The 15,454-nt window shown below is 62.2% G+C and carries 11 protein-coding genes; 6 read left to right on the top strand and 5 right to left on the bottom strand.

The annotated features are described in order from the left end of the window. Positions 1-35: 35 nt before the first annotated feature. Both F8N80_RS16890 and F8N80_RS16885 read right to left on the bottom strand, forming a co-directional pair. A complete protein-coding gene (locus F8N80_RS16890) occupies positions 36-2,270 on the bottom strand; it encodes an Ig-like domain-containing protein (protein WP_150746061.1) in 2,235 nt (744 codons plus the stop codon). A 35-nt stretch (positions 2,271-2,305) separates the two neighbouring features. Beyond that, the gene (locus F8N80_RS16885) at positions 2,306-3,652 is read right to left on the bottom strand and encodes a hypothetical protein (protein ID WP_150746062.1); all 1,347 of its coding nucleotides are present in this window, start codon (positions 3,650-3,652) and stop codon (positions 2,306-2,308) included. Positions 3,653-4,104: 452 nt separating this feature from the next. Between F8N80_RS16885 and F8N80_RS16875 the strand changes: the two genes are divergently transcribed. The 3 genes from F8N80_RS16875 (at position 4,105) to F8N80_RS16865 (ending at position 8,866) form a co-directional block, all read left to right on the top strand. Beyond that, on the top strand, positions 4,105-5,553 hold the full coding sequence (locus F8N80_RS16875) for a sensor histidine kinase (protein WP_150746063.1): 1,449 nt from the start codon (positions 4,105-4,107) through the stop codon (positions 5,551-5,553). Positions 5,554-5,970: 417 nt separating this feature from the next. Next, a complete protein-coding gene (locus F8N80_RS16870; protein WP_150746064.1) occupies positions 5,971-7,467 on the top strand; it encodes a sensor histidine kinase in 1,497 nt (498 codons plus the stop codon). Continuing rightward, positions 7,436-8,866 carry a sigma-54-dependent transcriptional regulator gene (locus F8N80_RS16865; protein WP_150746065.1) on the top strand — a complete coding sequence of 477 codons (1,431 nt, stop codon included), beginning with the start codon at positions 7,436-7,438 and terminating at the stop codon, positions 8,864-8,866. The genes F8N80_RS16870 and F8N80_RS16865 overlap by 32 nt, the downstream gene beginning before the upstream one ends. On the opposite strand, the gene F8N80_RS16860 is transcribed toward F8N80_RS16865, so the two are convergent. Beyond that, positions 8,857-9,249, bottom strand: coding sequence for a hypothetical protein (locus tag F8N80_RS16860; RefSeq protein WP_150746066.1), 393 nt, complete (start codon positions 9,247-9,249; stop codon positions 8,857-8,859). The two genes, F8N80_RS16865 and F8N80_RS16860, sit on opposite strands and share 10 nt — an antisense overlap. Before the next feature lie 290 nt (positions 9,250-9,539). On the opposite strand from F8N80_RS16860, the gene F8N80_RS16855 reads away from it, so the two are divergent. The 3 genes from F8N80_RS16855 to F8N80_RS16845 are packed head-to-tail and all read left to right on the top strand — an operon-like array spanning position 9,540 to position 13,741. Then, positions 9,540-10,208, top strand: coding sequence for an ABC transporter ATP-binding protein (locus tag F8N80_RS16855; protein ID WP_150746067.1), 669 nt, complete (start codon positions 9,540-9,542; stop codon positions 10,206-10,208). Between the two features lies 1 nt (position 10,209). Then, on the top strand, positions 10,210-12,681 hold the full coding sequence (locus F8N80_RS16850; protein WP_150746101.1) for an FtsX-like permease family protein: 2,472 nt from the start codon (positions 10,210-10,212) through the stop codon (positions 12,679-12,681). Next, positions 12,671-13,741 carry a lipocalin-like domain-containing protein gene (locus F8N80_RS16845; RefSeq protein ID WP_150746068.1) on the top strand — a complete coding sequence of 357 codons (1,071 nt, stop codon included), beginning with the start codon at positions 12,671-12,673 and terminating at the stop codon, positions 13,739-13,741. Before F8N80_RS16850 ends, F8N80_RS16845 begins: the two co-directional genes overlap by 11 nt. A gap of 43 nt (positions 13,742-13,784) precedes the next feature. On the opposite strand, the gene F8N80_RS16840 is transcribed toward F8N80_RS16845, so the two are convergent. Together F8N80_RS16840 and F8N80_RS16835 are read right to left on the bottom strand one after the other, a co-directional pair. After that, entirely contained in the window at positions 13,785-14,438 is a 654-nt protein-coding gene (locus F8N80_RS16840; protein WP_150746069.1) for an RES family NAD+ phosphorylase, read from the bottom strand. Further along, entirely contained in the window at positions 14,431-15,093 is a 663-nt protein-coding gene (locus tag F8N80_RS16835) for an antitoxin Xre/MbcA/ParS toxin-binding domain-containing protein (protein ID WP_150746070.1), read from the bottom strand. Before F8N80_RS16835 ends, F8N80_RS16840 begins: the two co-directional genes overlap by 8 nt. Positions 15,094-15,454: the final 361 nt, after the last annotated feature.

Here is a 15,454-nt window from a genome sequence, read left to right as displayed (position 1 = left end):
CCTGCCCCACCGATCCAGATCAGTGGGGCGAGCGCTTACTGCACGGCTACGGAGACCGTGCGCACGGTGCCTTGGGATGAGCGGATGGTCGCCGTCGGGTTGGCCGACGGGATCACCGCGGTGCTGTTGCTCACCGTCAGCCGCCAGCGTCCGGTCACCGGCACCGTGGTGCTACCCAGGGTCACCAGCCCGCTCGGGGTCGTCACCTGGACGGTGATGGTGTTACCCGTAGTCACCGAAGAGGTGCCCGAGAAGTCCCAGTTGAAACGGTTGTTGGAGCGGGCCTGGACGGTGGCGGCGGTCACCGCGAAGGTCTCCGCGGCAGGCCTTGGCGAGACTTGCACCGTGACCGTAGCCGGCGCCGACTGGGCGCCGAAGCTGTCCCTGGCGATGTAGGTGAAGGTCGTGGTGAAGGCCGTGGTGACCGTGGCCGGTGGGGTGTAGGTGATCACGCTGCCGTCAGTGCTGACGGTGCCGCGACCGGCCGCTGGCTGGGTCAGGCTGGCGACGGCTAACGGCACGTTGCCTTCCGGATCGGTGTCGTTGGCCAGCACGTTGATCGGTACCGCCACGCCCAGGGTCGCGATGCTGTCGACGACCGCCACCGGAGACCGGTTAGGCGCCACGGTGATGGTCACGGTCGCCGGAGCGGTCGAGGCCAGGCCTTTGACGTCTTGAGCCTTGTAGGTGAACGTCGTGGTCAGCGGTGCGTTGACTACGGCCGGCGGGGTGTAGACCACCGCTGCCGCGCCGCTCAACGCCACGCTGCCCTGGCCGGCGGCCGGTTGGGTCAGCGCGGTGATGCTCAGCGGCGTATTGCCGTCCGGGTCGCTGTCGTTGCCCAGCAGGTTGAGGGTGATCGGCACCCCGAAGCTGGTGCTGCCGGTGTCGGCCACCGCCAGTGGCGCCTTGTTTTCGCCGGTATCCGGTGCCGAACCGACCACCACGACCGGCTCGGTATCGCTGCCGCCCGCGGCGGATTTGATCGTCACGGTGGCGGGTGGCTGTTGCAGGTCGGCAACGGTCAGGCGTTGCAGGGTGCCGGTCTTCGACAGACGACCGTAACCCTGGGCGACCATGTCCGGCACCGTCACTTCGTCAGTGGAGGTGGCCTCGATCAGCAGGCTGTGATTGCTCCAGTTGTAGCGCGCGGTCTGGACTTTCACCACGTCCGTGAGCTTGCTCGATACCGCCGTCGGCCGGGTTGTACCCGTCGGGCTGGTGGCGGTGACCACCACGACCGGAGGCACGTTGCCGGTGAACTGACGCTGGCCGAAGAACAGGCCATTGTTGTCGGCGGTCATGTTGATCAGACACGGCGACAGCGGTGGGCCGGGTACCAGGGCAATGCTTTCACGGAAACACAGGTTCGAGCTGTTGCCCGATTTACCGAAGACTTCGACCCGCGTGCCGGTGCCGGTGCGCCGATAGGTGGCGCGGTCGATTTCCACCGGGGTCTGGGCACGGTTGTCGAGGACTTTGCCGGACACCGTGAACAGGTTGGTCTCGATGGTCCCGGCCGGTCCCTGGATGCGTACGAAGTTGGTGCTGTTGGGACTGCCGGTGACCTGCTCGGTGAGGTTCGGATCGCCGACGAAGGTTTCGACGGTTCCGGTGTCCGGGTTCATCTCGGTGTAGGGGCCATTCACGCTGCGCAGGAACGGGCCGACGTTGCCGTTCAGCACGCCGCTGAAATTACCGGGTGCACCGATGCCGATGTCCCGGGTCATGTTGATGGCGCGCCGGCCGGTGGTGGTGACGTTGATCGTTTCCACCCCGTACGGGTGGGTGATGGTATAGACCCCGGGCGTCGGCACCGAGACGCGCAGGCGAATCCGCGCGAAGGAGACCTGGTCACCGTCCACCGGGGTTTCGGCGCCGAATGCCGCCTCGATCGCGGCCACGTACACTTCCAGTTCATACCCGCTGTTGCCGACTTGCGGGATCGCGGTCTCCGCCGCAAACCAGAAAGCTTCTCCAGGCCAGTTGTCGGGGAAGACCATCGGCTGGGCGTCGTCGTAGACGCCCGGTTCCGCCGCCAGGACGCACATGTACGATGGTGGGTTGGTGACCGGCACCCGCGAGCTTGCGGCCCGGGACTGGCACAACTCCATCTTCAATTGATTGTTGTCCTGATACCACATGGGGAATTTCCCCGTGGCAAAGGTGTAAGGGCCGGGGTCGACGGCGGCGAGTTGCGCGAACGCGCTGCCGGACAGCGATAGAGTCAGTCCCAGGGCGTTGAGCGCCAGGCGTGGCCAATTGTTCATGATGCCTCCTGATGAGGATCTGGGCATGTGAGCGTTCATTGCACGATGACCACTTCTTCGGTGTCGCTGCCGCCATTGGATGACGTCACGCGAACCCTGGACGGTGGAATCGGCGAGATGCCGGTGGCCAGGGTTTTCACCGCGCCTTCGCCACTGAGGGCGCCGATGGCGGCTCCGCTGGCGGATGAAGCAGTGAGCACCGGCGGAGAAGTCTCGTCGCTGGTCGAGGCCACGAGGGTCAGTTGCCCGCTGCTGAGGCTGTACTCCGCACGCTGGATCACCACCAGGTCGGTCAGCGCCATGGACAGGGTGGTCGGTGTGCTGGTGGGGATCGCCACGTGGTTGTCGGCGGTCACCTGCACAATGCTCGGCAAGGTCGGATTGACCGCTGACTGCGCGTACCAGTTGCCGGTGGTGGTGGCTTCGCTCATGTTCAGCACCGGGCTGCTGCTGGTCACGGCGGCAGTCGCCGGCGGCGGGGGCGCCATGACGAACACGTCCTGCTGGGCGATCGGCGCGCTTGCACCGGCTTTGCGCGAGTAAGTGCTGCGCTGGGTGATCATCGGCGTCGGCCGCACCACCGTCGACAACTTGCCGGAGATGCTGAACAGCGTGGTACGCAAATCCAGGCCATTGGGCCCTTCGATGCGCACGAAGTTGGTGTTGAACGGGCTGCCGGTGATGGCCTCTTCCAGGTTCGGGTCGCCGATGAATTGCTCGGCCGCACCGGTCAGTGGATTGGTCTCGGTGTAGGGACCATTGACGCTGCGCAGGAAGGGGCCGACGTCACCGCGCAGGGCGCCGTCGTAGGTTTTCGGCGAGCCGATGCCGATGTCGCGGGTCATGTTGATCGCCCGCCGCCCGGGCACATCGACGTTGAACACATCGACGCCATAGGGATGAGTGACGACGTAGGTGCCGGCGGTGGGCACATCGATGCGAATGCGCACGCGGGCGAAACTGAGCTGGTCGCCTTCGACCGGTTCTTCTGCAGCGAAAGCCGCTTCGATGGCGGTACCAAACGACAGGTCGATACCCCGGGCCGCATCGACGATTTGCGCATCGGCGGTGAACCAGAAGGCTTCGTCAGGGAAGTTGGTCGGGAAGACGATCGGTTGTGCGTCGTCGAATACGCCGGGGGTCGGCAACAACGAACACATGTACGACGGCGCGCCGGGTGCACCGGGAGCCCTGGAGCTGACCGCCTTGGACAGGCACAGGTCGAGGGTCCGACCGTGGGTGTCCTGATACCAGGCGGCGAACGAGCCGTTGGCGGGAAGGTAAGGTCCGGGGTCGACAGCGTACAACGCTGCCTGGGCGACGCCTTGGGCCAGAGCACTCACGACCAGGGCGGCCGCAGTTTTGGACAGTAAGGGGTGCATGAGTTAATCCCTCTCTCAGAGTACCTGTCCCGTGGGGATGGGTCAGTTGAGAGGGCTTCGGCAACTTCCGTACCAATCGCTGAAAACAACCTTGAGAGGCCCGCGGCACGGGCATGCGGCGGACAAACGCCGTCAGGCCTTCGCTTCAGCGAGCGGGCCATTGTCCCCAGCATTGGGGGCAGGTGGGGATGTCGGGTGTAAGGGGCAGGGGATGCGCTAATGTGCGGACCTGTGGGAGCGGGCTTGCTCGCGAAAGCGGTGTGTCGGGCGACATCAATATTGACTGGGCCACCGTCTTCGCGAGCAAGCCCGCTCCCACAGGTAATTATATTTCTTCAGCTCGACCCCATTCAGGTTCACCACTGTCGACACCCGCCCCCAAAACCCGACATCGGGCAAACGGCCATTAGTGGGCTATAACCCTATAGGGGAAACGTCGGGAACAAATGTCCATGAACATGCCTATCAAAGCGCTCCTGTCGCAGGAGGGCGATACTTGCCTGCACTCGCGCAAGCCGCCGTTCAATCTGTTGCGCTGGTTTTCGCTAATCAGCCTGGCGGTGATCGGCACGGTTGCCGTGGCGCTGGGGTCGGTCTCCACGCGGTTCGTGATTACCGAGAGCGTGCAGCGCGATGCCTTGCTGACGTCCCAGTTCATTCAGGCGATTGCCTCGGCCGAGGTACGCCATGTGTCGATTCCCAACGTGCGGACCATGGGCGAGTTGCTCGACCCTCGCAAGGACAAGGACTTTCCAGACGTCGACCCCATGGCCCGGGCCAATGCCCGTGGCGAATTCCTCGACCATATCGCACACTTGCCGGACGTAATCCTGGCCAACATCTACGCCCCCGACCGCAGGGTGATCTGGTCGACCAACCCGGCATTGATGGGCACCACGATCCATACCGACGAAGACCTGGATCAAGCCTTTGCCTCCAAGACCCCGGTGTCGGCCAGCTATCACAGCGTCGACCATAGCCGCATGGAGCAGAAGTTCGTAACGCCCCCTGAATACATCTTCATCGAAAACTACATTCCGCTGTTCGATGCCGACGGCGACAAAGTCACCGCGATGGTCGAGATCTACAAGGAGCCCAAGGACCTGATCAGTCGCATGGAGCGCGGCCTGGTATTGATCTGGCTGGCCACCGCCCTGGGCGGTGGGTTGATTTACCTGGGGCTGTACTGGATCGTGCGTCGGGCCGCGAAGCTGCTGGCGGCACAACAGCAGCAACTGATCACCAACGAAACCTTTGTCGCCCTGGGCGAAATGTCGTCGGCGGTGGCCCACAGCCTGCGCAATCCCTTGGCGACCATTCGCTCCAGCGCTGAACTGGCGCTGGAATTCGACAGCGGCGCGGCGCGCAAGAACATCAACGACATCATCGGCCAGGTCGATCGCATGTCGAAATGGGTCAGGGAGCTGCTGCAATCCTTGCGCCCGCTCAACGACGAGGCGGAGCCGGTCAATCTGGTGGCAGCGTTGCATGACAGCCTCATGGCCTTCGAGCAGCAGATCGCCAAGGCCGCGGTCCTGGTCGTGTTCGAGCCCAAGGAAACACCCATGGTCCTGAGCCAGCAGGTGCAGTTGACGCAGATTCTCAACAGTTTGCTGGCCAATGCACTGGAGGCGATGGAGAAGGGCGGCACGCTCACCATCACCCTGGAGCCGATCGTTGCCCAAGGCGTTTGCGTGGTTGTGAGCGACACTGGCAAAGGCATGAACGAAGAACAACGCAACATGGCCTTCCGCCCGTTTTACACCACCAAGCGCGGTGGCATGGGGGTCGGACTGGTGCTGGTCAAGCGGATCATGGATCGTTTCGGCGGCGCGGTGACCCTGCAAAGCCGCGAAGGCGAGGGCACGACTGTCCGTCTTTCATTCAAACGGCTGTTCTGAAAAATGGGTGTGAGCTTTCCCCGTTAGCGGGTGGCATTCCCCAGCGGCTTCCCGGACATGGCACATTGATGTTGATAAGCCGCTGTTTTGTCATGGGTTAGTGCTTCGTAAAACCTGTTAAAAATCTGGCGAGCTACTTGCACATCACCATTACCCCTTCATGACTTCGAGGCGGCTGGTGATGGACAGTAAAGCGCGGTTCCCTTTCAAGCGGTTTGGCTTCCTGAGGCCTTTGAGCGTCCTTCTGGCGATGACGCTGGGAACAGCGAGCCTGCGTGCCTGCCCGAACGGCAGCAACCGTTACAGGCGGTGCAAACGCAATAGCGGCTAAATAATATCAATGGCGCCATCCGTCGCCACCTACACTGATTCGAAACACGGCTGAAAAGGCTTGATGCAAGCATCCAGGACCCACCCATGCAGACACTGGAACAACAAAAAACGGCGGCGTCGTTGCAGACGCCGGACACAGAACGCAAGGGCCGGCGCGGGCCGTTCAATTTGCTGCGCTGGTTCTCCTTCGGCAGCTTTTTCATCATCGCGGCCGTGGCGGTGGGGTTGGGCTATGTTTCCACGCGATTCGTGGTGATCGAGAGTGTCGAACGCGATTCCATGCTGACCGCGCAGTTCATTCAGGCGATGGGTGAGGCCGAAATCCGCCATGCGTCGATCAATCCGAACCGAACCATGGGCGAAATGCTCGACCCGCGCCAGGACCATGCTTATCCCGACGTCGAACCGGCGACCCGAGCCGCCGCCCGCGTCGAGTTTCTCGATCATGTAAAACATCTGCCGGACCTTCTGCTGGCCACGGTGTATGCCCAGGATCGCACCGTGGTCTGGTCGACCAACCCTCAGTTGATCGGCGTGCGCATTGAAGACGATGACGAGCTGGATGAGTCCTTCGCCATGAAGGAGTCGGTGTCCACCAGCTACCACGAGATCGTCGAGGAACGCCCCGAGCAGAGATTGTTGCGCGAGCCTGCCTATCTGTTCATCGAGAATTACATCCCGATGTTCAATGCCGACAAAAGCCAAGTGATCGCCATGGTGGAAATCTACAAGGAACCGGTGGATCTGGTGGCGCGCATCCAGCGCGGCTTCAAGTCCATCTGGCTGGCGACCGGGCTGGGCGGTGCAGCGATTTACCTGGCGTTGTTCTGGATAGTGCGGCGTGCGGCCAAGCTGCTCGAAAGCCAGCAGAAACAGCTGATCACCAACGAGACCTTTGTTGCCCTGGGGGAAATGTCCTCGGCGGTGGCTCACAGCCTGCGCAACCCGCTGGCAAATATTCGCTCCAGCGCCGAACTGGCCCAGGAAATCGCCAGCCAGGGCGCGCAGAAGAACATCGGCGACATTATCAGTCAGGTCGATCGCATGTCGCGCTGGGTCCGGGAGTTGCTGGTGTCATTGCGGCCGGTGAATGACGAGGGTGAAGCGGTGGAGCTGGTGCTGGCGATCGACGACACCCTGAGTGCCTACCACGCGCTGATCAAACGCTGCGGTGTCGAAGTGCGTTTCACGCCGCAGAGTTGCCCACCGGTGATCAGCCAACAGGTATTGCTCACGCAGATTCTCAATAGCCTGTTCGCCAATGCCCTGGAAGCCATGCCCAAGGGTGGCGTGCTCAGTATCGACATCGAATCGCCGCAGCCCGGGCGGGTGTGCATGACCCTGGGTGACACCGGCAAGGGCATGAGCCAGCAGCAGCAACAAATGGTGTTCAAGCCGTTTTTCACCACCAAACAAGGCGGGTTGGGCGTAGGCCTGGTCCTGGTCAAAAGAATAATGGAGCGTTTCGACGGCTCGGTCGACCTGACCAGCCGGGAGCAGGAAGGAACCCGCGTCTGTCTCAATTTCAAAGTGGCAACGGGAGGGGAATATGGAGCACAGCATATTGCTGGTCGAGGATGATGAACTCCTCGCCGAGAATATCCAGACCTACCTGGAGCGCAAAGACTTCGAGGTGACAGTCTGCCACTCGGCTGAAGAAGCACTGGAGCAATTGAGTACCTTCGTCCCTGACGTGGTGCTGACCGACAATTCGCTGCCAGGCATGAGCGGGCACGACCTGATCCAGAAGCTGCGCATCAGCGCGCCGGATCTGAAAGTGATCATGATGACCGGCTACGGCAACGTCGAAGATGCCGTGGCGGCGATGAAAGAGGGGGCGTTCCATTACGTCACCAAGCCTGTGGCCTTGCCGGAGCTCAAGCTGTTGCTGGACAAGGCCCTGGCCACTGAGCGGCTGGAACGCACGCTGTCGTTCTATCAGGAGCGCGAAGCGCAGAAGTCCGGGGTGCAGGCATTGATCGGCGACTCGGCGCCCATGCAGTATCTGAAGAACACCATCGGCCAGTTGCTCGACGCCGAGCGGCGCATGGCCAACACCGATCTGCCGCCCGTACTCGTCGAAGGCGAGACCGGCACCGGCAAGGAACTGGTGGCCCGGGCGCTGCACTTCGACGGTCCGCGCAGCAAAGGCCCGTTCATAGAATTCAACTGCGCGTCGATTCCTTCCAACCTGGTGGAGTCGGAACTGTTCGGTCACGAGAAAGGCGCCTTCACCGACGCCAAGGACCGTCGCGTCGGGCTGGTGGAAGCGGCCGATGGCGGTACGCTGTTTCTCGATGAAGTCGGGGAAATGGATCTGTTGCTGCAAGCCAAACTGCTGAAGCTGCTCGAAGACCGGACCATTCGCCGGGTCGGTTCGGTGAAGGAACGCAAAGTCGATTTGCGGGTGATCAGCGCCACCAACTGCAACCTCGAACAGATGGTCCAGCAGGGCAAGTTCCGCCGCGACCTGTTCTTCCGCTTGCGCATCATCTCGATCAAGGTGCCGCGGCTATACGCCCGTGGCGAAGACATCCTGGTGCTGGCCCGGCATTTCCTGGCGAGCCATGGCAAACGCTATGGCAAGCCGCACCTGCATTTCAGCGACCAGGCCGAAGAGTTGCTGCTCAACTACAGCTGGCCGGGTAACGTGCGCGAGTTGCGCAACATGCTCGAGCAAACCGTGCTGCTGGCCCAGAGTGACACCATTGCCACCCACCAGTTGAACGTGTGCCTGAGCCTGGTGGATGAGCCACTCGCGTTCCAGCATGAACCCCAACACAGCGAACCGCGCCCGACCTATAACGGCACCGAGTCGATGAACCTGCCGGAAGTGGAGCGCGACATGGTGCGCAAGATGTTGGACAAGACCGACTGGAATGTCACCAAGTCGGCACGGCTGCTGGGCCTGAGCCGCGACATGCTGCGTTACCGGATCGAAAAGCTCGGCCTCGCGCGCCCGGACAAACGTCAGTGGTAAACCTCACTCGCCTGTCCCTGGCCGCCAAGGCAGGCGAGCAGGCAGCTGGGGTCGGGCACTTCTTCGTTGACGTAGACGCCGCGTTCCGCGTCGTAGGATCGGATGAACACCCGCACGGTGGCATCCGCGACGGTTGGCAATCTTGAGTCGTGGAACACATGCTGGCTCGCAATCGGGATGAATTCCCTCGGGGCCGTGGGGATGTAAGACCGCGGCGGCACAGAGCTCAGGGAGGGTGGGACGGGATGGGCGAAGGGTTGGTTTTCGCCGTAATAGTTGAATTCACTGCTGTAGTCGGTGGTGGGGGTCAGGTCATCCGCATGGGCTGCGGCGGTGGCGGTCAGGCAGAGGGCGAACGCTAGCGTCAGATCGGTTTTGTTCATGGCAGCACCTGCGAAATCGGTATTCCCGCATTTCCCCAAGGTCATTAACTATAGCTGGCATAGGGGATCGCGTTTGCGATGTCTGGATTACAAGAATGCAACAGCACTTCGAGGAGTACCCGCATTCCAACCGCGAGGCGCTCTATGACCGGTATCAACAGCGTTTCTGAACTGAACTATGTGTAGCTACCACCGACGCCTTCGCGAGCAGGCTCGCCGGCGAAGAACGATAACGCGGTGTCGCCGCCGTCCGCTATCCTAGCCTCACTGACCTCAACGAGCCTGCCCCCATGCTGTCGGTCCAAGGCGTCTTCAAAAGCTACGCCACTCCCCAGGGTCCATTACCGGTGCTGCAAGGCGTCGACCTGACCTTGAAGCCCGGCAGCAGCCTGGCGCTGATGGGCGAGTCGGGCAGCGGCAAGAGCACCTTGCTGCACTTGATTGCCGGGCTGGACAAGGTCGATCGCGGTAGCATCCGCAGCGGCGAGCATCGGCTGGAACAGATGAGCGAAGGGCAACTGGCGAGCTGGCGGCGGACCGAAATCGGCCTGGTGTTCCAGCAGTACAACCTGATCGGCAGCTTGCGCGTGGAGGACAATCTGGCGTTCCAGGCGCGGCTGGCGGGGCGGCATGATCCGCGTTGGCAGGCGCATCTAGTGCAGCGTCTGGGGTTGGCCGATGTGCTGCGACGTTATCCGGAGCAGTTGTCCGGCGGGCAACAGCAGCGGGTTGCGCTGGGCCGGGCGCTGGCCTCGCAACCGAAACTGCTGCTGGCCGACGAACCGACCGGCAGCCTCGATGAAGCCACCAGCGACCAGGTGTTGAAGTTGTTGCTGGAACTGCTCGACGACAGTCCGACGACCTTGTTGATGGTCACCCACAGCCCACGGGTCGCGGCGCGACTGGCGGAAAAAGTGGTGTTGCAGGGTGGCCGTCTGGCTGGCGCGGACGGGCGCTGAAGTGCGGGTCTTTGGCGAAACCTTGCGGGCACTGCTCAGCCATTGGCGGCAGCACCCGGTGCAATTTTTCAGCGTGTTGACCGGGCTCTGGCTCGCCACCAGCCTGCTGTCCGGTGTGCAGGCACTGAACAGCCAGGCGCGGGACAGTTATGCCCGGGCCAGCCAGTTGATCGGCGGTGAACCCCAGGCCAGCCTCAGTACCCCCAGTGGCGCGACCTTCTCTCAACAAGTGTTTGTCGATCTGCGCCTTGCAGGCTGGCCGGTGTCGCCGGTGCTGCAGGGCCGGCTGACACTCAAGGGGCATGAAGACCAGCGCTTGCAGCTGATGGGCATCGAGCCGGTGTCGCTGCCGGCCGGTTCCGCAGTGGCCGGGCAGGCACTGGCGATCGAGCAAATCGTCGAATTTTTCAGGCCGCCGGGCAGGACCTGGATTTCGCCGCAGACCTTGCAGGCCCTGGGCTTGCAAGAGGGAGAGCAGCCGTCGAGCCTGAACGGCGTGGCATTGCCGCCGCTGCATGTTGAAGCCGATATGGCCCCCGGTGTGTTGCTGGTGGACATCGGCTTCGCCCAGCAGGTCCTTGGTCTGCCGGATCAGCTGTCGCGCCTGCTGTTGCCCAAGGACTTCAGCGCGACGCTGCCCGATCAATTCAAAGGCCAGCTGCAACTCAAGAGCAGCGGCGAAGAGAACAATCTCGCGCGCCTGACCGAGAGCTTTCACCTGAACCTCGATGCCCTGGGGTTTCTGTCGTTCGTGGTCGGGCTGTTCATCGCTCACGCCGCCATCGGCCTGGCGTTGGAGCAACGCCGAGGGTTGTTGCGCACCTTGCGCGCCTGCGGTGTCAGTGCACGGATGTTGATCGCGTGTCTGGCCGTTGAGCTGGGTGCACTGGCGTTGATTGGCGGCCTCGCTGGAGTGACCAGTGGCTACTTGCTGGCCAGTGTGCTGTTGCCGGATGTCGCCGCCAGTCTGCGCGGGTTGTATGGCGCCGAAGTGGCGGGACAGTTGAGCCTCAGTCCGTGGTGGTGGCTCAGCGGTGTCGGCCTGAGCCTGCTCGGCGCTTTGCTGGCAGGCGTCAACAGTCTGTGGCGGGCGGCGCGTCTGCCGTTGCTGGCCCTGGCCGATCCGCAGGCCTGGCATCAGGCCCATGCGCGCTGGCTGCGCCGTCAGGGTTGGGTGGCCGCGATTGCCGCGGTGATTGCGCTGCTGGCGTTGCTGCGGGGCGACAGCCTGGCCAGTGGTTTCGTGCTGATGGCCGCGCTGTTGCTCGGCGCCGCGCTGGCGCTGCCGGTGGTGCTCAATAGCGTGCTGAACCTGGTGCTACAGCGCAGTCGATCGGTGCTCGGCCAATGGTTTCTCGCCGATTGCCGACAGCAACTGCCGGCCCTGAGCCTGGCGTTGATGGCGCTGCTGTTGGCCCTGGCGGCCAACATCGGTGCCGGCAGCATGACCGAAGGTTTCCGCCAGACCTTCAGCAACTGGCTCGAACAACGGTTGACCGCCGAGCTCTACCTCAATCCACAAAACCCGGCCCAGGCCAGGGAGCTGCACAGCTGGCTCACACAACAGCCGCAACTGACGGCGGTGCTGCCCAACTGGCAGGTGTCCGTCCAGTTGCAGGGGTGGCCGGCGGATATCTTCGGCGTGATCGATCACCCGACCTACCGCCAGCACTGGCCGCTGCTGGAAGCCTTGGGCGACAAGCCGTGGGATCGGCTGGCCAGCGACGATGCGCTGATGCTCAGCGAGCAACTGGCCCGGCGCTTGAAGGTGCGCCTTGGCGATCACCTGACGATACCGACACCGGGCGGCCCCTGGTCGCCACAGATCGTCGGGATCTACGCCGACTATGGCAATCCCAAGGGCCATATCCTGGTCAACGCCAATCACCTGCTGCGCGGCTGGCCGCAACTGACCCCCAACCGCTTCAACCTGCGCATCGATCCACCGTCGATCCCGGCGTTCCTGACGGCGCTGCAAACGCGCTTCAACCTGGACGACAGCCGCATCGTCGATCAGGCGCGGCTCAAGGGCTGGTCCACGCAGGTTTTCGAGCGCACCTTCGCCGCGACCGCCGCGCTCAACAGCCTGACCCTCTGCGTAGCGGGTGTGGCGTTGTTCATCAGCCTGTTGACCCAGAGCCAGAGTCGCCTGGGGCAACTGGCGCCCTTGTGGGCGCTGGGGGTGACGCGCCGGCAATTGATGCTGCTTAACCTCGGGCAAACCTGGTTGCTGGCAGTGCTGACGTTGGTGCTGGCGTTGCCGTTGGGTATCGCGCTGGCCTGGTGCCTGAATGCCGTGATCAACGTCCAGGCCTTCGGCTGGCGTCTGCCGCTGCAGGTGTTCCCGCTGCAGCTGTTGCAGTTGCTGGGGCTGGCGCTGCTCGCGACCTTGCTGGCGTCGGCGTGGCCGCTGTACTCGCTGTATCGCACGCAACCGGCGGATCTGCTGAGGACCTTTGCCCATGAGGATTAAGGTCGGTGTGTTGTTGCTGGCGTTGCTCGGCGGTTGCGATAACCCGGCGCCTGTCGAGAAGGGCTTTGCGGGATTGGGCAATCAAGCCGCCGCGTTCACGCCGGTGGTGCCTGGCAGAGCCTTCAATTTTCCGGCGGATCACGGTCCCCACGACGGTTTTCGCATTGAATGGTGGTACGTCACCGCCAACCTCAAGGACCCACAGGGCAACGAATTTGGCGCGCAATGGACGTTGTTTCGCAGTGCCTTGAAAGCGGTGCCCGAGCAAACTGGCTGGGCTAACCCGATCATCTGGCTGGGGCATGCGGCGGTGACGTCGGCAACGGTGCACCACGCCGCCGAACGTTATGCCCGGGGTGGCGTCGGTCAGGCCGGGGTGAACCTGACGCCTTTCAGCGCGTGGATTGACGATTGGCATTTCAGCAGTCAGGCCAGCGCTGACAATCCTTTGGCCGAGCTGCAACTCAGCGCCCGGGACAAGGCGTTCAGCTACCAGCTGCGGCTGACGTCTTCACGTCCGTTGGTGTTGCAGGGCGACCAGGGTTTCAGCCAGAAATCCGAACAGGGCCAGGCGTCTTACTATTACAGCCAACCGTTTTTCCAGGCCAGTGGCACGCTCGACATCGATGGCCAGGTGTATCAGGTCAGCGGTCCGGCCTGGCTCGATCGCGAGTGGAGCAGCCAACCGCTGACCGCGAATCAAACGGGCTGGGACTGGTTTTCCCTGCACCTGGACAGCGGCGAACAGGTCATGCTGTACCGCATGCGGCACAAGGACGGCGCGCCGTACCTAACCGGCACCTGGATCGACGCCCGGGGGCAGGCGCAGTCATTGCACGCCACCGACATCCTCCTCACACCGCAGGAAACGGCGAAAGTCGCCGGCCGTTCCATGCCCATCCGCTGGTCGATCAAGATTCCCGGCAAGCAACTCGACATCACCCTCAATGCCCTCAACCCCAATGCCTGGATGGATTTGCGCATTCCCTACTGGGAGGGGCCGGTGCAGTTGAGTGGCAGCCACGGCGGGCAGGGGTATCTGGAAATGACCGGGTATTGAGCTCATGTAGATACCGTCTTCAGAACTCGTTGGCCAACATTTGTCAGGGCACTATTCGCACACCAATGACCTCGGCCAGGTCCAGTAGCCAGTTGTAGGCGTCCTCGTCATTGACCACATCCAAGCTGCGGCCATGCTGGACGAGGGCGGTTGGTCCGATCCTGTCGCCGAATAGCACAACGGCTTCTGCCGTATCGTCCTGCCGCGAAATCCAACGTAGGCCCTGCGCGTCAGGCACTGATGCGTGAATTGCCTCGGCCCATAGGCGCGTTGTCGGGTACATGTTCTTTTCGGTGTCGATCAGCTCGTTGCGGGTTATGTTCAGTGACCGCAAGGCTTTGGAGGACAGATCCACCACAGATAGCTCTTCAACGACCAGGACGTTTGAATACATGAACCCGGCGAGCTTTGCTTTTTGGTAATACTTCGGCGGGGGTTCATAGGTCACATCGCGGAATACGGTCTCCATAGCCGCGCAGTCGAATGTACTGCCCCCATACAGCGTGGGGATGATCTCGCCCAGAGCGTTCCGGATCGGGCTGAATCTCGCATTTCCTTTGTCGGTGCCATTGAAATCCGTCGCCTGGAATTCATTAATGTGAAAGCGATGCAGCACCCGGCCGGCCTTGATGGTGGTCAGGCGCACCTGAATGTGTTCGCCGGGAGCAGGTGGGTGCTTTGGCAGCCTTTCAACCATGGATGACCCCGGCTACCTCGTCCTCAGCCGCTTCTTGCACGCCTTGTGGGTCGGTCTGGAGCAGGTCTTTTGGACGCTTGCCGCCCAAATAGCTGTTGGGCGTTGCAAACCAGAAGGCCATTCCCCAACCGTCTTTCATGGATGCCAGTGTCGAAATCACACTCCCAAGCCTGGCGAAAGGTCGGAAGCCGTGCGCGGGGTCCAACCCGTAGATCGGGAAGTAATCGACCCCTTCATGACGCAGGGCGAAAATCTTGCCACTGAGCTTCCATTTGTTCGGCTGAGAACTGGGGTTGCTCGACTTGAACTGGGCAAGCTCGGCGATTTCGTGCGCGGTAATCCAGTCATTGCTGTGGAGGATCTCGGTCTTCGCCTGGACCAGCATCTTTGCTTCGCGCAGAAGTGTGGAGGTGACCGGCTTTTTCGGCACGCACAGGGAGACTATTGTCGAGATAGTTTCCTCCGGGACAGGTTGCAGCTGACAACGAAAGGCTGCGGTTAGCATTTCGAGGGAAAGGATGTATGCCTGCACCGACTCGTGTGTTGGTGCCCTGAGGGTAATGACGACCCTTTCGCTGTCTTCGGATTGAGAGTCGGCAACCCCGGCAGGTCGGGGTTTCTGCCGGATCTCTATCGATTCGACCGTAGTGGTCATGACGACCTCCTGAAAGATATTGGCGCGACAGGTATTTGCACATATCCAATCTAACTCTGCGGGGAAGGCCTTGCAACCCCCGGGCGGCTGAACGGTGCGCAGCGACACCTATTAACCGCTGAGGCCCATTATGCCGACCTGCTGCGCCCCACCGATCCGACCCGGCGCAAGGACAGCGGTAAAGGCGCCGACAGCGGCGAATCCATCGCGCAGGAAACGGCGAATACTCCCTGAGCAAGGTCTGTGTTCGTCGGCACGGACCTGGAAATGAAGTTCGGAGGATTCTGAAGGATGGCTTATTGCCAACATACAGACAGTGACGTGTCAGTATGTTGGCCGAGTATGTTGTACAACTTTTCTG

Source organism: Pseudomonas fluorescens, from assembly GCF_902497995.1.
GTDB classification, from domain to species: Bacteria; Pseudomonadota; Gammaproteobacteria; order Pseudomonadales; family Pseudomonadaceae; genus Aquipseudomonas; species Aquipseudomonas fluorescens_BK.
Note: the sequence above shows the minus strand (reverse complement) of the source record. Positions and strands in the feature narration are given on the sequence as shown.